The organism is Arthrobacter sp. 10L430 (assembly GCF_056395245.1).
The window spans coordinates 449,303-471,728 of the sequence record NZ_JBFTJD010000001.1; the positions used below are offsets into that span (position 1 = coordinate 449,303).

Sequence of the window (22,426 nt, forward strand, 5' to 3'; positions counted from 1 at the left end):
AGGAGTTCTCATTAAACGAGATGCTAGTTCGCCCTTGATGCTTGATGTCAAGGACCTCGGACGCAGTCCGGGGAGCATGCGTACGCTCACCGAACATGTGCCCGCGCCAGGTGATCTTGGCGTGGCGCTCATTGGCGTTCAGGAAGGCTCGGACATCGAGCTTGACCTGAGGCTTGAGGCCGTACACGAAGGAATTCTGGTATCCGGAACCGTTATCGTCGAAGTGACCGGCGAATGCGGCAGATGCCTGGATCCCCTTGCGTATGACCTCGAAGTCAATGTGCAAGAACTTTTCTTCTACGAGGGCGCCCAGTTCTCCGACGGAGAAGACGAAGAAGAGCAATATCGAATCGAGCACGATCTAATCGATCTTGAGCCGGTGTTGCGGGACGCAGTTGTAACCATGCTGCCGTTCCAGCCGGTGTGCCGGGAAGACTGCCAGGGCCTGTGCTCCGAATGTGGAGTGCGCCTGGAAGACGAGCCGGGGCATCACCACGAGGTCGTAGATCCTCGCTGGGCTGCCCTAGCTGACTTGGCTAAGCCTGACCGGCAAAATTGATTTGTAAGTGTTTTTCTAGAGAGAAATGAGTTAGCCGTGGCTGTCCCGAAGCGGAAAATGTCTCGCTCGAATACCCGCGCCCGCCGCTCCCAGTGGAAGGCGACTGCCCCCCACCTGGTGAAGACTGTCGAGAACGGCCAGGTTACTTACAGCCTGCCGCACCAGGCAAAGGTCGTCACCGACTCGGCTGGCACCGCGCTGTTCCTTGAATACAAGGGCCGCAAGGTCGCAGACGTCTAATCGGCCCACAGGCTGACCAGGATGTCTTCAACTGAAGAGCTTCTGAAGCGTCTCGGTGTCTCCATTGACACCGAGACGCTTCGTCTTGCTCTGACACACCGTTCCTATGCCTACGAAAACGGGGGCATACCCACCAATGAACGGCTCGAGTTTCTGGGGGACTCCATTTTGGGTTTCTCAGTAACCGATGCGCTCTACCGCGATAACCCGACGCTGCCCGAGGGCGACCTCGCCAAGCGCCGGTCGGCCGTGGTCAGTACCCGTGCCCTTGCGGGCATTGGACGCAGCCTGGGCATTGGTGACTACATCTACCTGGGGCAGGGCGAGAAGCTCACCGAAGGCAAGAACAAGGCATCGATCCTCGCTGACACGATGGAGGCGCTCATCGGTGCCACCTATGTGTCCAACGACATCGAGACCGCCCGCCAGCTTGTCATGCGCCTGATCGGTCCGCTCCTGCAGGATGCAGCCGCCCTCGGGGCCGGCACCGACTGGAAGACCAGCATCCAGGAACTGGCTGCCGGCCGTCAGCTCGGCAGCATCTACTACGCCGTGGAAGGGTCTGGTCCAGACCACGCGCGGACGTTCGTCGCAGAGCTGCAGATTGGCGGCACGCCGTACGGCAAGGGATCGGGCCACTCCAAGAAGGAAGCGGAGCAGGAAGCTGCAGCCGACGCCTGGCGCAAGCTTTCCGGCGCAGACACGGCGGAAGCTCCTTCGGAACCTGCCGCCGGCAGCTAGGTGCGCGGTGCCTGAACTCCCCGAGGTCGAGGTGGTCCGCCGCGGCCTGGTGAACTGGGTTCTCGGCCGGACCATCACCGGCGTCGAAGTCTTGGATCCCAGGTCCGTGCGTCGCCACGCCTTGGGACCTGAGGATTTTGCCGGGAACCTTGAAGGCGCGACGGTCCTTGACGTGGTCCGCCGCGGAAAATTCCTGTGGATGCCATTGCAGGGCGAAGGCGCTGATTCGGTCGACCCTTCAGTGCTGCCCCAGGTTGCCCTGATGGCGCATCTGGGCATGAGCGGCCAACTGCTGATGCAGGACAGCGACGTGCCGGACGAGAAGCACCTCAAGGTGCGGCTGCACTTGAGCCCGCGGGCCGGGATGCCCGGGCAACTCAGGTTTGTGGACCAGCGGATCTTCGGCGGCCTGTTCGTCACGTCGCTCATCCCGACGGACGACGCCGGCCCGGGCGGGCTGGCCGAGGTGCCGATGCCCCTTGTCGCCCAGGAAGCGTCCCATATTGCGCGCGACCCCTTGGACCCGCACTTTTCCTTCGACGACTTTTATCGCAGGCTGCGGAGCCGCAGGACAGGTCTCAAGAGGGCACTCCTGGACCAGGGCCTGGTGTCCGGGATCGGCAACATCTACGCAGACGAAGCCCTGTGGCGCGCCAAGCTTCACTACGCGCGCCCCACGGACAAGCTCCGGCGGGCGGACGCCGAGCGGGTCCTCACTGCAGCCCGCGAGGTCATGCTCGACGCCCTCGCGGCAGGCGGCACCAGTTTCGATTCTTTGTACGTGAACGTTAACGGCGCCTCAGGCTATTTTGACCGTTCCCTCAACGCGTACGGCCGGGAAGGGGAGGAATGCCGCCGGTGCGCGGAGTCCGGCATTGTCAGTCTCATGAAACGCGAGCAGTTCATGAACCGTTCCTCCTACACCTGTCCGGTGTGCCAGCCGAGGCCCCGAAACGGCCGTTGGTGACCGCTGTCTCCGGGCACAAAAGGCCGTAAATCCGCGGATTCCGGCCCTTATGGCAGTACATTTAGGCAGGACACGCAGCCGCTGCCGCCACTCAGGAGATCCGAAATACCTTGCACCTCAAGAGTCTGACCGTCCGGGGCTTCAAGTCGTTTGCCTCGGCCACGACCTTCGACTTTGAACCCGGAGTCACCGCGGTGGTGGGGCCCAACGGCTCGGGTAAATCGAACGTGGTGGATGCGCTGGCCTGGGTCATGGGCGAACAGGGAGCCAAGACGCTCCGCGGCGGCAAGATGGAAGACGTGATTTTCGCCGGCACCTCCGGCCGCCCGCCTTTGGGGCGCGCGCACGTCTCGCTGACCATCGACAACTCCGACGGCGCGCTTCCCATCGAATACAGCGAAGTGACGATCTCCCGGACGCTGTTCCGCACCGGCGGTTCCGAGTACGCCATCAATGGCGCCGGTTGCCGCCTCCTGGACATCCAGGAGCTGCTGTCCGATTCCGGCCTGGGACGCGAGATGCACGTCATTGTGGGCCAGGGGCAGCTCGACAAGGTACTGCACGCCACACCCGAAGACCGGAGGGGTTTCATTGAGGAAGCCGCCGGCATCCTCAAGCACCGGCGCCGCAAGGAAAAGACCGTCCGCAAGCTCGAGGCCATGCAGGCCAACCTGCAGAGGCTCAGCGACCTGACAGGAGAAATCCGGCGCCAGCTGACACCGCTGGGCAAGCAGGCGGAAGTTGCGCGGCGTGCCCAGACAGTCCAGTTCGAGGTCCGGGATGCCCGTGCCCGGCTGCTGGCCGACGACCTCGTCCGGCTTCAGAACACCCTGGCCCAGGACGTCGCCGACGAAACCGCGCTCAAGACGCGGCGCGCCGTCGTCGAGAACGAGCTGGGAACCGGCCGTCAGCGACAGGCCGCGCTGGAACAGCTCGCTGCCGAGGCAACCCCCAGGTTGAATGCTGCACGGGACACGTGGTACCAGCTGTCGGCCGGCCGCGAACGGCTGCGGTCGCTCGGTTCCTTGGCGCAGGAACGGTGCCGGCTGCTGGGCTCCGCGGACGCGGCACCCGATCCCGGCCGAGACCCCGACCAGCTGGAAAGGCAGGCGGCCCGCGTGCGGGCCGAGCATGCCGAACTTGAGCAGCAAATCGTCGCCAGGCGCGACGTTCTGGCGACCGCCACCGCCGCGAAAAGCGAGGCGGAAAGCGCCGCTGCTGCCGAGGAAAAGCGCCTCACGGCCGCCCTCCGTGCCGCTGCCGACCGGCGAGAAGGCCTGGCCAGGCTTGCCGGCCAGGTGGCGGCGGCGAGGTCCAGGGTGGAATCGGCGCAGGCAGAAGTGGGCCGGCTGCGCGAGTCCCAGGCTGCAGGCGATGAGCGCAGGAAGCTGGCCCAGTCCGAGTTCACGGCGCTTGAATCGCAGGTTGCCGGAGTCGAGGACGGCGAGGAATCCCTCGACGCCGAGTACGAGGACGCCACTGCGGTGCTGGACGCCGTTCTCGCAGAAATCGAATCCCTCCGGAGCGCCGAGCGGGAGGCCGTGCGGGAGCGAGATGCACTCCGGGCCCGGCGGGATGCGCTCCAGTTGGGCCTTAACCGCAAGGACGGGTCCGGGCACGCCCTCGCGGCCGGGCTGCCCGGCGTCGTGGGATCGCTGGCGTCGGCGCTGACGGTCGAACCCGGCTACGAAACCGCCATTGCAGCCGCTCTTGGCACTGCCTCGGATGCCGTTGTTGTCCGGGATGGCGCAGCCGCGGCTGCCTTGGTGCAGCTCCTGAAGGACGACGACGCCGGCCGCGCCACTCTGCTGCTTGAAGATCAGGCAAAGCCGGCGGGCTTTTCGCCGGACGGCACCGGGAAGCTGCCGGACGGGTCCGGCACGCTGCCGGAGGGTGCCCGATGGGCGACGGAGCTCGTGTCGGCATCCGGCGCCGCCGCAGCGGCGGTGCACGGGCTGCTGGCGTCGACGGCCGTCGTCGATGGCCTGGACTCCGCGGCCGGCCTGATTGGCGAACGGCCCGGGCTGACAGCCGTCACCCTCGCCGGCGACGTGTTCACGGCACTCACCGTTACCGGGGGTTCGGCCAAGGCGCCGTCGCTGCTTGAGGTGCAGGCCGCCGTCGACGACGCCGCGTCCCGGCTTGCCGGGGTCACCGCAGGGCTGGAGCAATGCCGTTTCGCACTGGCGGGCGCGGAGTCCCGCCGGTCCGCGGCGCAGGACAGGGCTGACTCGGCACTGGAAAGGCTGCATGACTCCGACGCGCGGCTCGCGGCCGTGGCGGAACGGCTGGGCCACCTGAATTCGGTCCTGCGCAGCGCCGTGGGGGAGAGCGAACGGCTGGCCGCGTCGCTGGCACGGGCCGAAGCCAACATCGTGACCGAGCAGGAAGCCCTCACCGCAATCGCCGCCCGGCTGGCTGCGGCCCAGGAGGCACCTGCCGAGGAAGAGCCGTCCACCGGGCGGCGGGACGCCATGGCCGAGGCTGCCACCCTGGCGCGTTCAACCGAGATGGATGCCAGGCTCTCGCTGCGCAGCGCCGAGGAGCAGCTGTCCGCTATCCGCAACCGCGCAACGTCGCTGGAACGCGCGGCCGCCTCGGAACGCCGGGCCCGCGAGGAGGCCGCCGAGCGGGCACGCCGCCGCAGGGTCCAGGCACGGCGGGCTGCTGCCGTGTCCCATGCGGTGGCGCACACGATCCGGTTCAGTGACATCTCGGTCGAACTGGCTGCCCGGGAACGCGATATTGCCGAGCAAAACAGGGAGCAGAGGGACCGTGAGCTGGCCGAGGTCCGGACCGCCAACGACGCCCTGGCCCGGGAGCTTGCGGAACTGACGGATTCGGTGCACCGTGACGAGCTGGCCCGTAGCCAGCAAAGGCTGCGGATTGAGGTGCTGGAGAACAGATCGGTCGAAGAGCTGGGGCTCACGACCGACCAGCTCGTGGCGGACTACGGCCCGGACCGGCCGGTTCCGCTGCCGGCGGGCGGGTCCACGGACAAATGGGCGGAGCTGCGGGCGCCCGTCGATGACGACGGCAAGCCCGTGGTGGAGGGGAAGCCCTTTGTGCGGGAAGAGCAGGAAAAGCGGCTCCGCAAAGCGGAACGGGACCTTTCGTCCCTGGGAAAGGTCAACCCGCTGGCGCTGGAGGAATTCGCGGCGCTGGAGGAAAGACACCAGTTCCTGAGCACGCAGCTGGAAGACCTCAGGTCCAGCCGGAAGGACCTGCTGGACATCATCAAGGAAGTCGATGACAGGGTGCAGCGCGTGTTCGCGGAGGCCTTCGCCGATACGTCGGCGCAGTTCGTCCGGGTCTTCGCCCGGCTATTTCCGGGCGGTGAGGGCCGGCTGGTCCTCACTGATCCCGGCGACATGCTCACCACAGGCATCGAGGTCGAGGCGAGGCCGGCGGGCAAGAGAATCAAACGGCTTTCCCTGCTGTCCGGCGGTGAGAGGTCCCTGACGGCGGTAGCGCTGTTGGTGGCGATCTTCAAAGCCCGGCCCTCGCCGTTCTACGTGATGGACGAGGTGGAGGCGGCGCTGGACGACACCAACCTGGGCCGCCTCATTACGATCTTTGAAGAGCTTCGCGAATCCAGCCAGCTCATCGTGATCACACACCAAAAGCGGACCATGGAGGTGGCGGACGCGCTGTACGGCGTAACCATGCGCGGAGACGGCGTGTCCACTGTGATCAGCCAGCGCCTGGGAGCCGACGTCTAGCTGTACGGACAGGCCCGGACCGCCCGCAGCGCCGCGCGGTGTTATGAGAAGCTAGGGGTGTGAACGACATCCTCCCCATTCTCCTGCCCATTCTTGCTGCCCTGGTAGTCATCGGCGGGCTGGTCCCGGTGCTGCTTAAAGCACGGAAGTCCGGCACCCGGTACCCAGATACACGCGACGCCAACGATCCGGTGAACCCGCTGGGAGGCGGCGGAACCCTTCTGGAAGACCGCCCGGTGGCGGCTCCCGAGCGGAAGGCCCCGGGCGGCGTCGACGTCGAAGGGGTCGAAACGGAGGTTCCGGACGACGTTGCCGGCCTCGAAACTATTCCGGTCGAGACTCCGCTGCCTGTGGAGGGACGCCTCACCCGCCTCCGGGAACGCCTGGTCAAGTCGAACAACGTCCTCGGTAAGGGCCTGCTCGCGCTGCTTTCCAGCGACAAGATTGATGAGAATGTTTGGGACGAGGTGGAGGAGACGCTGCTCCTCGCCGACCTCGGCACCGAGCCCACCATGCAGCTTGTGGACGCCCTCCGCGAGCGGGTGAAGGTCCTGGGCACCCGTTCACCCGATCACGTCAAGGCACTCCTCCGAGAAGAGCTCATTAAGCTTGTCGACCCTACGATGGACCGGAGCCTCCACATCGAACGGCACGCTGACAAGCCTGCCGTAATGATGGTGGTCGGCGTGAACGGTGTGGGAAAGACCACCACTGTGGGCAAGCTCGCTCGCGTCCTGGTCGCGGAGGACAAGGACGTTCTGCTCGGTGCCGCGGACACCTTCCGCGCAGCCGCCGCCGAGCAGCTGGCCACGTGGGGCCAGCGGGTCGGCGTTGCCACCGTGAAGTCCGACGTCGACGGAGCGGACCCGGCGTCGGTCGCCTATGAGGCGGTCAAGGCAGGCATCGAACAGGAAGTCGACGTGGTCATGATCGACACCGCCGGACGGCTGCAGAACAAGGTCGGACTCATGGACGAGCTCGGCAAGGTCAAGCGCGTCATCGAGAAGCTCGCGGAAGTGGACGAAGTGCTCCTGGTGCTCGACGCCACGACCGGCCAGAACGGGCTCAACCAGGCGCGGGTCTTCGCCGAAGTAGTGAACATCACAGGCATCGTCCTGACCAAACTGGACGGGACAGCCAAGGGCGGCATCGTCGTGGCCATCCAGAAGTCCCTCGGCGTTCCCGTCAAGCTCATCGGGCTCGGCGAGGGCGCGGATGACCTCGCCCCGTTCGAAGCCGAAGGCTTTGTCGACGCGCTGCTGAACTAGGACTGGCTGGACTGGGGCGCGGTCGCCGTCTGCGCCGTCTCCCGGGCGAGAAGCCAGGCGACAGCCGCCAGCAGCAGCACGCTGCCCGTCACCGCGAAGGCCCAGCCGTAGCCCAGCGCATCCGCCAGCAGACCGGCAAAAACCGGTCCAAGGATGGCGCCGATGTCGGCGGTCATCTGGTAAGCGGCGAGCACCCGGCCGCCGGACCGCTCGCGGCCAATCACGTCGGCTACGGCGGCCTGCTGGGCAGGCCCCAGCAGGCCCGCGCCCACGCCTGCCAGCATCGATGCGGCAAGGAACCAGCCCAGCACATGGGTGAGGCCTATCCCGCCGGTTGCCAGTCCGGTCAGCGCCAGCCCGGCGAGCATCATCGGCTTCCGGCCAAGACTGTCAGCCAGCCTGCCTGAAAATGTCAGGGCCACGGCGTTGCCCGCGGCAAAAACGGCCAGCGCCCAGCCGGCTGCCTCGGGTCCGGAGCCTAGGGCGGTGACGGCGAACAGGGGCACGGTGGCCATCCGCACGCCGAAGGTGGCCCAGCCGTTGGCGAAACTTGAGAACAGCGAGGCACGGTAGGCGCTGTCGCGTAGCGCCTCACCGAATTGCATGGCCGGTACGGCCGAAGCGTCATGGCCGCCCGTGCGCGGCACGTGGCTGAGCTGCGTCTGCACCACGAGCGCCGCCAGCACCAGGGCTCCGGCGTAGGCCAGGAACGGCACCCGCAGCCCGAACCCGGCCAGCAGGCCCCCCACGATGGGACCGCAGACATTGCCGATCAGGAACGCCGAGGCGTAGGCGCCGGACACCCTCCCGCGGCTCTCCGGAGGGGCCAGTCGGATCACCAGCGCCATCGACGCCACCGTGAACATCACCGATCCGGCGCCGCCAAGCCCCCGGAACACGAGGAGCTGCCAGTAGTTCTGCGCGAAGGCGCAGGCCGCGGTGGAGGCCGCGACGATGAGCAGTCCCGTTACGTAGACCGGCCGCTCACCCAGCCGACCGATCAGCGCGCCGCCCGCAGGGGCGAACATGAGCCGCATGAACGCGAAGATGCTGACGATCACCGCTGCGGCGGTAGCTCCGACGTCGAAAGTTGTGGCGAACTGGGGGAGCACCGGAGCCACCAGCCCGAAACCCAAGGCTATGAGGAACGCTGCGACAAGCATCACCTTGATGTCGCGGGGCAGCCGGGCCTGGCTGGCCCGCCTGACGGCTGGGAACCGCAGTCTTCCGGCGGCGGGACGGGAGCGTGGCGTCATGAAGCGGAGATCCTTGCAAAAGGGACGGAGTGGCGGTTTGGGACTGGTGAAACATAACCGTAACAAGCCAGATATGCACCATTTACTTCCGGGAGGTTCTTGTAACAGGCCGGCAATCTAAATCCTCCGCCAGCGAAACACAGCCCGGCAAAACTTTACTTAGAACGCAAAAGGCGTTGGGACAGGGCGGGCAACTCCGCACAACAAAAGCAAGAGAGGACGTAGACCATGGAACTCACCGCAGGTCTCGTTTGGCTCCTGGTCGCTTCAGCACTCGTGCTGTTCATGACCCCGGGCCTGGCATTCTTCTACGGCGGCATGACCCGTGCGAAAGCTGCCTTGAACATGATGATGATGAGCTTTGTGGCCATCGGAACCGTGGGCATCATGTGGGTTCTGTGGGGCGCGTCGATGGCGACGAGCAACGAGGACAACTTCTTCCAGATCTTCGCGAACCCGTTCAGCCACTTCGGTCTGCACAACTTTACCGATCCCGCGGATCTGCTCAAGGTCGGCTACGCCGCCACCTTCGCCATCATCACCGTGGCACTGATCTCCGGAGCCGTCGCTGACCGCGCAAAGTTCTCGGCATGGACCATCTTCACGCCCATCTGGGCCACCCTGGTTTACGCCCCCCTGGCCTACATGGTCTGGGGCGGGGGACTCTTCTCCAAGGATGGCTGGTTCGGTCAGACGTTTGCTCCGGTGATTGACTTCGCCGGCGGCACAGTGGTCCACATCAACGCCGGCGTGGCAGGGCTCGTCCTGGTACTGATCATCGGTAACCGCAAGGGCTTCGGCAAGGACCCCAACCACCGCCCGCACAACATTCCGTTTGTCATGCTCGGTGCAGCCATCCTCTGGTTCGGCTGGTTCGGCTTCAACGCCGGTGCGGCCGCCACAGTTGAACAGGCTGGCCTGATCTGGATCAACACCCTGGCAGCCCCGGCAGCCGCGATGCTCGGCTGGCTCGCTGTGGAACGGTACCGTGACGGTCACCCGACTTCGCTGGGCGCCGCTTCCGGTGTCGTCGCCGGCCTGGTCGCCATTACCCCTGCCTGCGCCAACGTGTCTCCGCTTGGTGCCATCGCCCTCGGCGTAGTCGCAGGTGTCGCCTCCGCACTGGCAGTTGGACTGAAGTTCAAGCTGGGCTACGACGACTCACTCGACGTCGTCGGCGTCCACCTTGTCTCCGGCGTCGTCGGAACCGTGGCCATCGGTTTCCTCGCGACACCGACACAGGGCCAGGCGGGCCTCTTCTACGGGGGAGGCACCACCCAGCTCGTCGCCCAGGCTTTGGCGGCCCTCATGGCCATCGCCTTCACCTCGGTCATGACCTTCATCATCGCCTACCCCATCCACAAGTTCATGGGCTTCCGTGTCTCCCAGGAACAGGAAGTGGTGGGTGTGGACCTCAGCCTGCACGCCGAGACCGCCTACGAGTTCGGCATCGGCGGCCACGGCGGCAGCTTCCAGCCGCTGCATGAACTGATCACCGGCAACGCCCAGACCAGCGGCACGACGACCGCCGCGCCGGGCGTAGAGGGCAAGAAGACAGAAGCAGCATCAGGCAAGGAAAGCGTGGGGGCATGAAACTGATTACAGCAATCGTCCGTCCGGAGAAGCTCGAAGCCATCCGGGAAGGCCTGGAGGCCTACGGGGTCCAGGGCCTGACGGTCAGTGCAGCCAGCGGCTACGGCCGGCAGCGAGGTTACACCGAGGTCTACCGGGGTGCCGAGTACAACGTGGACCTGCTGCCCAAGATCCGCGTGGAGGTTCTGGCCACGGACGAACAGGCTGACGACATCCTGGATGTCATCATTGCCAGCTCCAATACCGGACGGGCCGGCGACGGCAAGGTCTGGACCATGGATGTCTTCGAAGCAGTGCGGGTGCGGACGGGCGAACGTGGCGTAGCAGCCATCTAGCACCGGACAGCAAGCACAGTCCCAGCCCAACGGGAATGCAGAAAAGGGCCGGTCACCTGAAACGGTGGCCGGCCCTTTTGCATACCCAAAGCGATTCGGCCCTATTCGCTGCGGACCGAACCTGCCAAGCCGTCCGGAGCGTTCGTGCCCGCCTCGTATTCCTCCAGCGGAACGGAGTCCCGCGACCAGGCCCTGAGCACCGGCTCCACAATCCGCCAGCACTCCTCGGCGGTGTCTCCCCTGACCGAGAGCAGGGGATCGCCGGTCAGGACGCCCTCCAGCACCTCCCCGTAGGGGAGCAGTTCGGAGGCATTCAGCTCCGCATTGAGGGTGGTGCGGTCCAAACTGAAGATGTCCCCGGGACCGTTGACGTCGACGTCGAGCTCGAGGGTGTCAGGCCCGAAACCGATCCGGAGCTTGTTGGGGGCGTCAACGCCGGAGAATCCCTTGGGAAGGTGCGGCACGGGCCGGAACGTGACCACGGCCTCCTTGCGTTTGTCGCCAAGCGCCTTGCCGGAGCGAAGAATGAACGGCACGTCCTTCCAGCGCCAGTTGTCAATGTCCACGCGGATTTCAGCGAGCGTTTCGGTGTTCCTGTCCGGGTCGACCCCCTCCTCCTTGACGTAGTCGGGGACCTTCCTTCCGTCGATGCTGCCGGCCGCGTAGCGGGCACGGCGCGTGCTGGTCTTGTACGGCGGCCTGATGCTGCTGGCACGGAGGACAGCGGCTATGGCGTCCCGGAGGTCGCGCTCGCCGAGCGTGGCCGGCGGTTCAATGGCCATCAGGGCCATGATCTGCAGCAAGTGGCTCTGGATCATGTCCCGGAGGGCGCCCGCGCTGTCGTAATACCGGGCGCGGCTTTCGAGGGCCAGATCTTCGTCGAAGATGATCTCCACCTGCGCGATGTGTTCACGGTTCCACACAGGCTCCAGGAAGTTGTTGGCAAAGCGCAGGCCCAGGATGTTCAGCACTGTGGCCTTGCCCAGAAAGTGGTCCACCCGGTGGATGTGGTCTTCGGGGACGAGGTTCAGGAGTGTCCGGTTGAGCTGGCGCGCGGACTCCTCTCCGGAGCCGAAGGGCTTCTCCATGACGAGCCGGGTGCCGGCAGGGACCTGCCGCGGCGCCAGTATCTCACAGGCTTTCTGACTCACGTGCGGTGGCAGGGCGAAGTAGACGGCCACTGGGCCCTCCAGCTCTGCCAGCAGCGAAGCCAGAGGACCGTCCGCAGTGACGTCGAGCTGATGATAAGTCGTGGCCTTCGCGAGCGACGTGAGTGCCTTCTTCCCGGCGGAGTCGGCCCCGCCAGCCGCATCGGCGAAGGCGGCATGGACACGGTCCTGCCACTCCGCCGGCGACCACGGGTCCGATCCCGCCCCCACGAGGTTGAGCCCGCCGGCCCCGCCTTTGGCCACCAGCCGGGCGAGCCCGGGCAGTAGGAGCCGGCCGGTGAGATCGCCGGAGGCTCCCAGAATGAGCAGAGTTTTCACAGTTGTTTGGCTCGTCACCCTGACAGCATGCCACCTTGGAGGCCCGGCTTGGTACCCTAGATAGTCGAGTCCCGTCGTCGACGCGGTTGGAAACAACGGCCGAGACGCTGGTGTGCCGCAGGGCAGCCATCCGTACATCCACTGAAAGAAGTGCACGGCGCGTGTTCAATTCACTCTCTGACCGGTTGACAGCAACCTTCAAGAATCTCCGTGGCAAGGGCCGCCTCACCGAGGCAGATGTCGACGCCACAGTCCGGGAGATCCGGCGGGCCCTGCTGGACGCAGACGTTGCCGTGCCCGTGGTGCGCGAATTCACCGGACGCGTGCGCGAGCGTGCACTCGGCGCCGAGGTCAATGCCGCGCTGAACCCGGGCCAGCAGATCGTGAAGATCGTCAACGAGGAGCTCGTCGAAATCCTCGGCGGGGAAACGCGCCGCATCCGCCTGGCCAAGACCGGGCCCACCATCATCATGCTTGCCGGACTCCAGGGCGCCGGCAAGACAACTCTCGCCGGCAAGCTCGCCAAGTGGCTCAAGGCGCAGGGTCACAGCCCCATCCTGGTGGCCGCCGACCTCCAGCGCCCTAACGCAGTGACCCAGCTGCAGGTCGTCGGCAAGCGCGCCGGCGTTCCCGTCTTCGCCCCGCACCCCGGAGCCACCTCCGAGCTTGAGCACCCGGCCGGCGACCCTGTCGCCGTCGCCCGGCAGGGCGTCGAGGACGCCCGCCAGAAGCTTCACGACGTCGTGATTGTGGACACCGCCGGACGTCTCGGCGTCGACGCGGACATGATGGAACAGGCACGCCAGATCCGACGGGCCATCGTCCCGAATGAAGTCCTCTTCGTGATCGACTCCATGATCGGCCAGGACGCTGTGAACACGGCGATGGCCTTTGATGAGGGCGTCAACTTCACCGGCATCGTGCTGTCAAAGCTCGACGGCGATGCCCGCGGCGGTGCCGCGCTTTCCGTCGCGTCGGTCACCGGCAAGCCCGTCATGTTCGCGTCCACCGGCGAAAGCCTGGACGATTTCGAGCTGTTCCACCCGGACCGCATGGCGTCCCGCATCCTCGACATGGGCGACGTCCTCACGCTGATCGAGCAGGCCGAGAAGTCCTGGGACAAGGACGAAGCTGCGCGGATGGCGAAGAAGTTCGCCGACCAGGAAGACTTCACGCTGGACGACTTCCTCGCCCAGATGCAGCAGATCCGCAACATGGGCTCCATGAAGAAAATGCTCATGATGATGCCCGGCGCGCAGAACATCCGCCAGCAGTTGGAGCAGTTCGACGAGCGCGAAATCGACCGTGTCGAGGCGATCGTCCGCTCCATGACCCCGCACGAGCGAGTCGCTCCCAAGATCATCAACGGCTCGCGGCGGGCCCGCATCGCCAAGGGTTCCGGTGTTCACGTTTCCGAGGTCAACGGCCTGCTGGAGCGCTTTGCCCAGGCCCAGAAGATGATGAAGAAGATGGCCCAGGGCGGCGGCATGCCGGGCATGCCCGGAATGCCGGGAATGGGGGCCGGCGGCGGTGCCCGCAAGGGTGCCAAGAATGCACCCAAGAAGAAGGCACGTTCGGGCAACCCCGCCAAGGCGGCACAGGAACTCCGTGACGCAGAGGCCCGGCGCGCCAGCGCGGCCAAGGCGCTGCCCACGGGCGCTGCCTTCGGCCAGCAGGGCGGCGACTTCGACCCGTCCGAGCTGAACCTGCCGAAGGGCTTCGACAAGTTCCTCGGCAAATAGGCGCACTGTCATGTCGGCCCGCGCCGATGTCGGGCCTCTGCCATAAGGTTGGGTCATGTTTAAGCAGCGGGTAGTGTTCGTCCACGGGGCCGGGAGCTTCGGCTCCGCCGCCTGGCCGCGCCAGCACGGCATGGCCCTGCAGTATGACGCCCTTTTCCTGCGGCGGCACGGCTTCGACGCCGAAGCGGAACCGCTGGAGACGGACTTCGCCGAGGACGCCCAAATCGTGCTTCGGTCGCTGGCCGATGACGGCCGGGGCGCTGCCGGAGGCCACGTGGTGGCGCACTCCCAAGGGGCCATCGCAGCGATGATGGCCGCCGTCGAACGCCCGGACCTCGTGTTCTCGCTGACGCTCGTGGAGCCCGCCTGCTTGTCGCTGACCGCGGAACTGCCGGCCACGGCGGCCCACCGGGCGTTGATGGAGCCCCTGTTCGAGGTCCGGCACCAGCTCGGCGACGACGACTACGAGCGGGAGTTTGTGCGGCGTGCCTTCGCTGCGGAAGCGCCCGGCCCGAGCACGCCGGAAGCGAGGCGTGCCGCCAGGCGACTGCGGCTGCAGGCACCTCCCTGGCAGGCCCCGTTGCAGATCGTTCCGGGCGTCCCTACTCTGGTCCTCACCGGCGGTTGGGAACCCCTCTATGAGGAGATTGCCGGGTACCTCAGGGAGACCGGCGCCCTGCACCGCACTGCCGCGGGCGGGCACCGGCCCCAGGATTCCCCCGAGGGTGACCGTTTTATCCGGTCATTTGTTGCCGAGGTCGGCCGGCGGCGACAGCCCCGGGCGTCCTGATTTAGCGGGTTGTTTCCGGAAGCTTGAGCTCCGGCAGATAGACCTTTCCGCCGGCGGCCAGGAACTCCTGGCTCTTTTCACGCATTCCTTCGGCCATCTCGGCAAGTGCCGCCTGCGCTTCGGCCGAGCCGTACTCGTTCCGGATGTCCTGGCTGATGCGCATGGAGCAGAACTTGGGCCCGCACATGGAGCAGAAGTGTGCGGTCTTGGCAGGCTCGGCCGGCAGCGTCTCGTCGTGGAAGGCCTCTGCCGTTACCGGGTCAAGGGACAGGGCGAACTGGTCCCGCCAGCGGAACTCGAAGCGCGCCTTGGACAGGGCGTCGTCCCTCTCATTGGCGCCGGGGTGGCCCTTGGCGAGGTCTGCGGCGTGGGCGGCGATCTTGTAGGTGATCACGCCGGTCTTCACGTCGTCCTTGTTGGGCAGCCCCAGGTGTTCCTTGGGCGTCACATAGCAGAGCATGGCCGTACCGTAGCGGGCGATCTCCGTGGCACCGATGGCGGAGGTGATGTGGTCGTAGCCGGGCGCCACGTCCGTGACCAGCGGGCCGAGGGTATAGAACGGAGCGCCCTTGCACAGCTCCTGCTGGCGCTCGACGTTCTCGCGCACCAGGTGGAACGGGACGTGGCCTGGGCCTTCAACCATCACCTGGACGTCGTATTCCCAGGCACGCTGGGTCAGCTCCGCCAGGGTGTCCAGTTCGGCGAACTGTGCGGCGTCGTTGGCATCGGCGGTTGCGCCCGGCCGGAGGCCGTCGCCGAGCGAAAAGGAGACGTCGTACTTGGCGAAGATCTCGCACAGCTCGTCAAAGTGCGTGTAAAGGAAGTTCTCCTGGTGGTGTGCGAGGCACCAGCCGGCCATGATGGACCCGCCGCGGGACACGATGCCCGTGACGCGGTTGGCGGTCAGCGGGACGTAGCGCAGCAGCACTCCGGCGTGGATGGTCATGTAGTCCACACCCTGCTCGCACTGCTCAATCACGGTGTCCCGGAAGATCTCCCACGTCAGGGCATTGGCCTCACCGTTGACCTTCTCCAGCGCCTGGTAGATCGGAACGGTGCCGATAGGGACGGGGGAGTTGCGGATCAGCCATTCGCGGGTGGTGTGGATGTCATCGCCGGTGGACAGGTCCATCACGGTATCCGCGCCCCACTGGGTGGCCCACTGCAGCTTGTCCACTTCCTCTGCAATCGAACTGGTTACAGCCGAGTTGCCGATGTTGGCGTTGATCTTTACCAGGAACGCCTTGCCGATGATCATGGGTTCGGACTCGGGGTGGTTTATGTTGTTGGGGATGATGGCACGGCCTGCAGCCACCTCGCTGCGCACCAGTTCAACGTCGCAGTTCTCGCGGAGTGCCACGAAGCGCATTTCCGGGGTGAGGACGCCCTGCCGGGCATAGTGCATCTGGGTCACCGTCTTGCCCCCGACGGCGCGGCGGGGCACCGGCTGCGCTCCCTTCCACTCCGCGGAAGCTGCGCCGCGACGTACAGCCGACCTGCCGTCGTCGAGCAGGTTCCGCTGCCGGCCGCCGTACGGCTCCGTGTCCCCGCGTGCTTCAATCCATTCCGAGCGGAACGGGGCGAGGCCCACTACCGGGTCGCTGCCCGGACCCGCAGTCCGGTAGACCCGCAGCGGCTCGTTCTGCTCCCCGTTGGGAGACGGCTCCAGGGCGATTTCCGTGACCGGGACGCGCAGGCCTTCCCCCTCGATGTAAGCCAGTGAGTGCGACTTCAGCGACTGGGTGGTCTGCTGGCCAGCTTCGTTATGGGCCGCCTCGTTTTGGGCAGGGCTCAGCCGTGTTTTCTGGGTGTTCATTTACTGCTCACTTCCTTCGCCGGCATTACCCGGACAGGTTCAACGGTCGCAGGCTGCGCTAGCCCGATCTCAGCCCCTGCAGGGGCACCCGTGTGGTCGTAGACGAAGCTACCACAGGGCGGCAGGCGGGTGCCGCATCCGTGCCGGGTGTGACACACGCCGGGCCGGGCCGTACGGATTACGCTTGAGCCATGGCGCCCATCATCGAATTCAGCGGGACCGCGCTTACCGGCCCGGACCAGGAGCGGGCAGGCCTTTGGGCCGTGGACGGTCGGCTGACCTTCCGCCGCCCGGCAGTCGTCCCGGACGCAGTACTTGACGGCTGGGTGCTGCCCGGCTTCGTGGATGCCCACTGCCACATCGGGCTGGGGCCCGGAGGCGCCGTGGACGACGACACCGCCTATGCCCAGGCGATGACTGACCGCGACGCCGGCACGCTGCTCGTCCGGGACGCAGGCGCGGCCAGCGATACCCGCTGGCTCCAGCGCAGCCCGGAAGCGCCGAGGATCATCCGGGCCGGGCGGCACATCGCCCGGACAGGCCGCTATCTGAGGAATTTCGCCGTCGAAGTGGAGCCGGAGGGCCTTGTCGAGGCGGTCCGCAAGCAGGCGCGTTCCGGCGATGGCTGGGTCAAGCTGGTGGGGGACTGGATCGACCGCGACGCCGGCGACCTCGCGCCGTCGTTTCCCGCCTCGGCGGTACGGGACGCCGTCAGCGCCGCCCACGATGAGGGCGCCAGGGTCACTGCACACTGCTTCGCCGAAGACACGCTCGACGACGTGCTGGACGCCGGAATCGACTGCATCGAACATGCCACGGGACTTCTGCCGCGGCACATTCCCAGGCTGGTCGAGCAGCACGTGTCGATCGTTCCCACACTGATCAACATCGCGACGTTCCCGGATATCGCTGCCCAGGCCGAACCCAAGTTTCCGCGCTACGCGGCCCACATGCGGGCCCTGTGGGAAGGCCGGAATGAACGGATCCTGGAAGCGCACGAAGCCGGGGTGCAGGTTTTCGCTGGAACGGACGCGGGCAGCGTGATCCGGCACGGCCGGATAGCTGACGAGATCCTGGCCCTCCACGCCGCAGGCCTTCCGGCGGCTGCTGCCCTGGACGCCGCCTGTTGGGGTGCCCGCCGGTGGCTGGGAGCGGAGGGCCTGGCCGAAGGGGCAAGTGCCGACGTGGTGTTGTGCACTGAGGACCCCCGCGAGGTGCCCGGAACCATCAGGGATCTCAGGGGCATAGTTCTGCGGGGACGCGTTGTCCGTTTAGGAATAAATTGAAGCTTCAAGTAATTTAGATATGTAGAGACCATCGAAATCCGGTGGCCAGGGAGTCCGGGAGTACTCAAATGACACCAGCAGCCAGCAGCCAGGATCTTCTTCCTGCCGATCTCACCATGGGCACTGTGATGCTCAAAGTGGGGGACATGAACCTCATGACCGACTACTACCAGCGGGCGCTCGGCCTCGACGTCGTGGCGGAGCAGGACGGCGGCCTTTACCTTGGCAGGCTTAAGACGCCGCTGGTTCATCTCGCTCCCGCCCCGGGCCTGAATATTCCGGGCCGGGGAGAAGCCGGCCTCTTCCACACGGCACTCCTGTTCGACAATCAGGAGGCACTGGCAGCCACCGTGGCCACCGCGGCGCAGTACGAGCCGCAGTCCTTCACGGGAAGCGCCGACCACCTGGTCAGCGAGGCTTTCTACTTCAGTGATCCGGAAGGCAACGGCATCGAACTCTACTGGGACCGCCCCCGCGATGCTTGGTCTTGGGACGGCAAGAATGTAGTCATGGACAGCCTTGCGCTGCCGCCGCAGAAGTACCTGCAGGACCACCTGACCCAGGGTGCGGTGGAGGGCCAGCGCGGCACGGAGGCAGGGGTGGGTCACGTCCACCTGCAGGTTGGCGACGTCCAGTCGGCCCACGACTTCTACGTTGGCACCCTCGGATTCGAGAAGACGGCAGGCTGGCACGGCCAGGCCCTGTTCGTCTCCGCCGGAGGCTACCACCACCACATGGCCATGAACGTCTGGAACAGCCGCGGCGCAGGTCCCCGGCGGGACACCCTGGGCCTGGGCGAAGTCCTCATCGAAGTCCCGGCCGGCGACGACGTCGGAGCGCTCGCCGACCGCCTAAAGGTCGCCGGAGTCGCTGCCCACCACACCGGGGCGGAGCTTCGGTTCCAGGACCCGTGGCGCAACCGCATTCGTGTCGCCGTGCGCTGAGCGCGCAGTACGCCGAAACCATCGTCGGCTGAATCCACGCGGCGGGTGTGGGTTAGGCTGATTTCGACCATCCCCGGGCGGCCGCCGCTGCCGCCTGGGGACCCCGCCGTCGACGGAACGAGGACGATGTCCATGGGCTTCACCGAAATGTTTGTTGCCACCCACAGTGAAGCCCTCAAGCGCGCCGCTGCACTTGGCGCCGGCGCCTCCGCGTCCGCCGGGGGCGTCCGGATTCCCGGGATCAGCGACTTTGAAATTGAACAGCTTGGTGATCTCGCCGGCACGGCCGTGCACGCAGCGGGTGCCGACTATGAACTCGCCATGGTGGACGTGGCCAGCGACGCGCTGCTCGGAGTGCCGCCGGCCATGGTCCGTGCGCTCGCCGAACTGCTCAGCTATGAATCCGAAGGGGAGGGCAACGTCCTGGACGATGTTGCCGAGAAGTGGGCGGCCGAGGACGACATGCCCTTTGGCGCGGACGAGGCGCGGAAGTACGTCCAGCAGCTGGCAGAACTCGCCGGAAGCGTCGACGAGAACAGCCGGACCGGCCTCTACGTGTGGTCTTCCTGACCGACCGCAGGCACCGGGCACGCCAGCGCGGTCACGCCGGCGGGAGCGCCTTTTAGCCCCCAGGCCGCCGAAAACGGAGCCCGGGGGCATGTCAAGTCGAAATAGTGCCGCCGATCTGGCACAATAAACAGGTACTTGATCTGCGTGGCCCCTCTCTCCGCGTCCGGATCTTGTCCTTTTAGAACCCCCTAGTACGGCCCGCCCCACGGGTGCAGAACGCCGGGCTCGACCCCGTTTCAGAAACAGGAGTGACCACAAAAGTGGCCGTAAAGATTCGCCTTAAGCGCTTCGGTAAGATGCGCGCACCGTACTACCGCATCGTCGTCATGGACGCACGCTCCAAGCGTGACGGCCGTGCCATCGAAGAAATCGGCAAGTACCACCCCACCGAAGAGCCCTCGTACATCGAGGTCGACACGGACCGTGCCCAGTACTGGCTCGGCGTCGGCGCACAGCCGTCGGAGCAGGTCGCCGCGATCCTCAAGATCACCGGTGACTGGCAGAAATTCAAGGGTCTCCCGGGCCAGGAAGGCACCTTGAAGACCAAGGTTGCCAAGGAAGCCTTCGTTGCTCCGGAAAAGGGTTCCGTGATCATCCCGGAAGCCATCACCAAGAAGGCCAAGGCAGAAGCTCCCGCCGAGGCTGAAGCAGAGACCACCGAGGCTGAGTAAGTTGCTGGCAGAAGCGCTCGAACACCTTGTCCGCGGTATCGTTGACTCCCCTGAGGATGTCAAGGTCAGCGCGAAGAACAACCGCCGCGGGGACACCCTCGAAGTGCGCGTTCATCAGGAGGACCTTGGACGGGTAATCGGACGCCAGGGCCGCACCGCGCGCGCACTGCGCACCGTTGTGGCGGCATTGGCAGATGGCGAGCAGGTCAGGGTCGACGTCGTCGACACCGACCGCCGCCGGTAACGCGCCTGCAACACTTGTCTTGAGTCCGGCCCCTCCACCAGCTAACGGTGGAGGGGCCGGACTGTTTTTACCGCAAGACCGACGCGCAACCACAGCGCAACCACAGCGCAAACTTTCACAACGCACTCCGGAACAGAGGAACACATGCAGCTTCAGGTGGCACGAATCGGCAAGCCCCATGGAATCCGCGGCGAGGTGACCGTCCAGGTGCTCACCGATGCCCCGGACGACCGGTTTGTCCCCGGCACGGAGCTCGTGGTGGAGCCTGCGTCGGCCGGGCCCCTGACCGTGCTCAGTGCACGCTGGAACAAGGACATCCTCCTTCTCGCGTTCGAGGAAATTGAAACCCGGAACGAGGCGGAGACCCTCCGCGGCGCCAAGCTGTTCATCGAAACCGAGGAGCTCGACGAGGACGACGACGAAGGCTGGTACGAGCATGAGCTGGTAGGCCTCGAAGCGCGCGTCGGCTCCCAGGTGGTCGGCAAGATCTCGGGTCTGAACACGATGCCCGTCCAGGACCTGCTGGTCGTGGAGACTCCCGACGGCAAGGAAATCCTCATTCCCTTCGTGGAGCAGATCGTTCCCGAGGTGAACGTGGAAGAAGGCTATGTCCTGGTGACCCCTCCGGCCGGGCTGTTCGAGATCAACACCGACGACAGCACCGCCGAAGACGCTGAAACTGCGGGCGAGGCGGAAGCCGAGGCCGGAGAGGCAGAGTCCGGCCGGCCCGAGTCGGGGGCCAAAGCCTAGATGAGAATCGACGTCGTCAGTATTTTTCCCGAGTATCTGGCACCGCTCGAACTCTCGCTGATCGGTAAAGCACGCCAGGACGGGCTACTGGACCTCAACGTCCACGACCTGCGCACTTTCACCACGGACCGCCACCGCACCGTGGACGACACCCCCTACGGCGGGGGAGCCGGCATGGTGATGAAGGCCGAACCATGGGCGCAGGCGCTGGCGTCCGTGGCCGCGGCGCGTCCGGCTGCTGCGGGCAAGCCGGTGCTGATCGTTCCGTCTCCGGCGGGGGAGCGCTTCAACCAGGCGCTGGCCTACGAGCTTGCGGAGGAGGACCAGCTGGTCTTCGCGTGTGGCCGCTACGAAGGAATTGACGAACGCGTCATCGAATGGGCGGAGGAACACTTCACGGTGCGCCCCGTCAGCCTCGGCGACTACGTGCTAAACGGCGGCGAAGTGGCTGTCCTGGCCATGGTCGAGGCGATCGGCAGGCTGCTGCCGGGCGTTGTGGGCAATCCGGAATCACTCGTGGAGGAGTCGCATTCGGACGGCCTGCTCGAGTACCCCGTCTACACCAAGCCCTCCGTGTGGCGGGACCGCGAAGTGCCGGCGGTCCTGCTCAGCGGCAACCACGGAAAGATCGCACAGTGGCGCCGCCACGAGCAGTACCGGCGGACGGCGGAACGCCGCCCGGACCTGCTGGAGACGTTCGACGCCGGAAGTCTTCCCCGTGCTGACCGCACCGCCCTCGCGGATCTCGGGTACGACGTCGTTGACGCTCGCCTTAAGCGGCGCCCGGACGCCGGAAGCACATCGTCCGCCTGAAGTCCCGCAGCAATTGGTTGTAGACCTCCGAGTGTGGCAAAATTAGTCTTTGTGTCTGCTGGGCCCGCACCTGCCACAGGGGGAGCGCAGCCAACAGCAGACACCCCGGTGCCGCCAATCAGTGGCGGGGCCGGACCACAACACTTTCGGCGGCAATTCCCGGGACCTAACTGTCCGGGCTTGGCTGTCGTGACCCAACGTGGATGACCTGTGGCGTTCACCAGGAGTGGATCAATGCATATCCTCGATTCCGTAGATGCAGCCTCGCTGCGCACCGATGTTCCCGAGTTCCGCGCGGGTGACACCCTCAAGGTTCACGTGAACATCATCGAAGGCAAGAACTCCCGTGTCCAGGTATTCCAGGGCTTCGTCCTGGGCCGCCAGGGCGACGGTATCCGTGAGACCTTCACGGTCCGCAAGGTTTCCTTCGGTGTCGGCGTAGAGCGTACCTTCCCGGTGCACTCCCCGATCATCGACAAGATTGAGCTCGTCACCAAGGGTGACGTGCGCCGCGCCAAGCTTTACTACATGCGTGCACTGCGCGGTAAGGCCGCGAAGATCAAGGAAAAGCGCGACTTCAGCACCGCCAAGTAAGTCTTCCGGACTTCACGGCGGGTCCCAACCCGTATCCG

21 protein-coding genes and 1 riboswitch are annotated in these 22,426 nt (G+C 65.9%); of the genes, 18 read left to right on the plus strand and 3 right to left on the minus strand.

Annotation, left to right across the window (positions count from 1 at the left end; genetic code table 11):
• The first annotated feature begins 34 nt into the window (after window positions 1–34).
• From AC1DDG_RS02025 to ftsY, 6 genes are all read left to right on the plus strand, one after another.
• Window positions 35–559, plus strand: coding sequence for a YceD family protein (locus AC1DDG_RS02025; protein ID WP_230116819.1), 525 nt, complete (start codon window positions 35–37; stop codon window positions 557–559).
• Window positions 560–595: 36 nt separating this feature from the next.
• The gene (rpmF, locus tag AC1DDG_RS02030; protein ID WP_009356569.1) at window positions 596–799 is read left to right on the plus strand and encodes a 50S ribosomal protein L32; all 204 of its coding nucleotides are present in this window, start codon (window positions 596–598) and stop codon (window positions 797–799) included.
• Window positions 800–820: 21 nt separating this feature from the next.
• On the plus strand, window positions 821–1,540 hold the full coding sequence (gene rnc / locus AC1DDG_RS02035) for a ribonuclease III (protein WP_230116818.1): 720 nt from the start codon (window positions 821–823) through the stop codon (window positions 1,538–1,540).
• 7 nt (window positions 1,541–1,547) lie between these two features.
• Window positions 1,548–2,507, plus strand: coding sequence for a bifunctional DNA-formamidopyrimidine glycosylase/DNA-(apurinic or apyrimidinic site) lyase (gene mutM / locus AC1DDG_RS02040; protein WP_230116817.1), 960 nt, complete (start codon window positions 1,548–1,550; stop codon window positions 2,505–2,507).
• A gap of 110 nt (window positions 2,508–2,617) precedes the next feature.
• Window positions 2,618–6,229, plus strand: a complete 3,612-nt coding sequence (gene smc, locus AC1DDG_RS02045) for a chromosome segregation protein SMC (protein WP_476874766.1) — start codon at window positions 2,618–2,620, stop codon at window positions 6,227–6,229.
• Window positions 6,230–6,288: 59 nt separating this feature from the next.
• Window positions 6,289–7,497, plus strand: coding sequence for a signal recognition particle-docking protein FtsY (gene ftsY / locus AC1DDG_RS02050; protein WP_230116815.1), 1,209 nt, complete (start codon window positions 6,289–6,291; stop codon window positions 7,495–7,497).
• Here the strand turns inward: ftsY and AC1DDG_RS02055 are convergent.
• The gene (locus tag AC1DDG_RS02055; RefSeq protein ID WP_476874767.1) at window positions 7,494–8,753 is read right to left on the minus strand and encodes an MFS transporter; all 1,260 of its coding nucleotides are present in this window, start codon (window positions 8,751–8,753) and stop codon (window positions 7,494–7,496) included. The genes ftsY and AC1DDG_RS02055 overlap by 4 nt on opposite strands.
• Window positions 8,754–8,981: 228 nt before the next feature.
• On the opposite strand from AC1DDG_RS02055, the gene AC1DDG_RS02060 reads away from it, so the two are divergent.
• Window positions 8,982–10,346: an ammonium transporter gene (locus tag AC1DDG_RS02060; RefSeq protein ID WP_230116814.1), complete on the plus strand. Its 1,365-nt coding sequence runs from the start codon at window positions 8,982–8,984 to the stop codon at window positions 10,344–10,346.
• Window positions 10,343–10,681: a P-II family nitrogen regulator gene (locus AC1DDG_RS02065; protein ID WP_015937412.1), complete on the plus strand. Its 339-nt coding sequence runs from the start codon at window positions 10,343–10,345 to the stop codon at window positions 10,679–10,681. Before AC1DDG_RS02060 ends, AC1DDG_RS02065 begins: the two co-directional genes overlap by 4 nt.
• A 101-nt stretch (window positions 10,682–10,782) precedes the next feature.
• Here the strand turns inward: AC1DDG_RS02065 and AC1DDG_RS02070 are convergent, their stop codons facing one another.
• Window positions 10,783–12,186 carry a glucose-6-phosphate dehydrogenase gene (locus AC1DDG_RS02070; RefSeq protein ID WP_476874768.1) on the minus strand — a complete coding sequence of 468 codons (1,404 nt, stop codon included), beginning with the start codon at window positions 12,184–12,186 and terminating at the stop codon, window positions 10,783–10,785.
• Between the two features lie 143 nt (window positions 12,187–12,329).
• Between AC1DDG_RS02070 and ffh the strand changes: the two genes are divergently transcribed.
• Complete coding sequence (gene ffh, locus AC1DDG_RS02075; RefSeq protein ID WP_476874769.1) at window positions 12,330–13,910, plus strand: signal recognition particle protein; 1,581 nt, start codon at window positions 12,330–12,332, stop codon at window positions 13,908–13,910.
• 55 nt (window positions 13,911–13,965) lie between these two features.
• Window positions 13,966–14,700, plus strand: coding sequence for an alpha/beta hydrolase (locus AC1DDG_RS02080; protein WP_476874770.1), 735 nt, complete (start codon window positions 13,966–13,968; stop codon window positions 14,698–14,700).
• Window position 14,701: 1 nt separating this feature from the next.
• Here the strand turns inward: AC1DDG_RS02080 and thiC are convergent, their stop codons facing one another.
• A complete protein-coding gene (gene thiC, locus AC1DDG_RS02085; RefSeq protein ID WP_230116810.1) occupies window positions 14,702–16,516 on the minus strand; it encodes a phosphomethylpyrimidine synthase ThiC in 1,815 nt (604 codons plus the stop codon).
• Window positions 16,511–16,618: riboswitch (TPP riboswitch) on the minus strand. Its footprint overlaps the gene before it by 6 nt.
• An 89-nt stretch (window positions 16,619–16,707) precedes the next feature.
• Here thiC and AC1DDG_RS02090 point away from each other — a divergent pair.
• From AC1DDG_RS02090 to rplS, 8 genes are all read left to right on the plus strand, one after another.
• Complete coding sequence (locus AC1DDG_RS02090; protein WP_230116809.1) at window positions 16,708–17,802, plus strand: amidohydrolase family protein; 1,095 nt, start codon at window positions 16,708–16,710, stop codon at window positions 17,800–17,802.
• Window positions 17,803–17,870: 68 nt separating this feature from the next.
• The gene (locus tag AC1DDG_RS02095) at window positions 17,871–18,746 is read left to right on the plus strand and encodes a VOC family protein (RefSeq protein WP_230116808.1); all 876 of its coding nucleotides are present in this window, start codon (window positions 17,871–17,873) and stop codon (window positions 18,744–18,746) included.
• A 132-nt stretch (window positions 18,747–18,878) separates the two neighbouring features.
• Window positions 18,879–19,316: a hypothetical protein gene (locus AC1DDG_RS02100; RefSeq protein WP_476874771.1), complete on the plus strand. Its 438-nt coding sequence runs from the start codon at window positions 18,879–18,881 to the stop codon at window positions 19,314–19,316.
• 260 nt (window positions 19,317–19,576) lie between these two features.
• Window positions 19,577–19,987, plus strand: coding sequence for a 30S ribosomal protein S16 (gene rpsP, locus AC1DDG_RS02105; RefSeq protein WP_230116806.1), 411 nt, complete (start codon window positions 19,577–19,579; stop codon window positions 19,985–19,987).
• Window position 19,988: 1 nt separating this feature from the next.
• Window positions 19,989–20,231 carry an RNA-binding protein gene (locus AC1DDG_RS02110; protein WP_076802241.1) on the plus strand — a complete coding sequence of 81 codons (243 nt, stop codon included), beginning with the start codon at window positions 19,989–19,991 and terminating at the stop codon, window positions 20,229–20,231.
• 144 nt (window positions 20,232–20,375) lie between these two features.
• Complete coding sequence (rimM, locus tag AC1DDG_RS02115; protein WP_230116805.1) at window positions 20,376–20,981, plus strand: ribosome maturation factor RimM; 606 nt, start codon at window positions 20,376–20,378, stop codon at window positions 20,979–20,981.
• Window positions 20,982–21,794, plus strand: a complete 813-nt coding sequence (gene trmD, locus AC1DDG_RS02120) for a tRNA (guanosine(37)-N1)-methyltransferase TrmD (RefSeq protein WP_230116804.1) — start codon at window positions 20,982–20,984, stop codon at window positions 21,792–21,794.
• Window positions 21,795–22,028: 234 nt separating this feature from the next.
• Window positions 22,029–22,388 carry a 50S ribosomal protein L19 gene (rplS, locus tag AC1DDG_RS02125; protein ID WP_056632605.1) on the plus strand — a complete coding sequence of 120 codons (360 nt, stop codon included), beginning with the start codon at window positions 22,029–22,031 and terminating at the stop codon, window positions 22,386–22,388.
• Window positions 22,389–22,426: the final 38 nt, after the last annotated feature.

Coding starts and splice junctions, on each gene's coding strand:
- AC1DDG_RS02095 (WP_230116808.1), top strand. CDS start 17,871: ATGACACCAGCAGCCAGCAGCCAGGATCTTCTTCCTGCCGATCTCACC.
- rplS (WP_056632605.1), top strand. CDS start 22,029: ATGCATATCCTCGATTCCGTAGATGCAGCCTCGCTGCGCACCGATGTT.
- AC1DDG_RS02080 (WP_476874770.1), top strand. CDS start 13,966: ATGTTTAAGCAGCGGGTAGTGTTCGTCCACGGGGCCGGGAGCTTCGGC.
- AC1DDG_RS02100 (WP_476874771.1), top strand. CDS start 18,879: ATGGGCTTCACCGAAATGTTTGTTGCCACCCACAGTGAAGCCCTCAAG.
- AC1DDG_RS02055 (WP_476874767.1), bottom strand. CDS start 8,753: ATGACGCCACGCTCCCGTCCCGCCGCCGGAAGACTGCGGTTCCCAGCC.
- rnc (WP_230116818.1), top strand. CDS start 821: ATGTCTTCAACTGAAGAGCTTCTGAAGCGTCTCGGTGTCTCCATTGAC.
- trmD (WP_230116804.1), top strand. CDS start 20,982: ATGAGAATCGACGTCGTCAGTATTTTTCCCGAGTATCTGGCACCGCTC.
- rimM (WP_230116805.1), top strand. CDS start 20,376: ATGCAGCTTCAGGTGGCACGAATCGGCAAGCCCCATGGAATCCGCGGC.
- AC1DDG_RS02090 (WP_230116809.1), top strand. CDS start 16,708: ATGGCGCCCATCATCGAATTCAGCGGGACCGCGCTTACCGGCCCGGAC.
- thiC (WP_230116810.1), bottom strand. CDS start 16,516: ATGAACACCCAGAAAACACGGCTGAGCCCTGCCCAAAACGAGGCGGCC.
- AC1DDG_RS02065 (WP_015937412.1), top strand. CDS start 10,343: ATGAAACTGATTACAGCAATCGTCCGTCCGGAGAAGCTCGAAGCCATC.
- AC1DDG_RS02060 (WP_230116814.1), top strand. CDS start 8,982: ATGGAACTCACCGCAGGTCTCGTTTGGCTCCTGGTCGCTTCAGCACTC.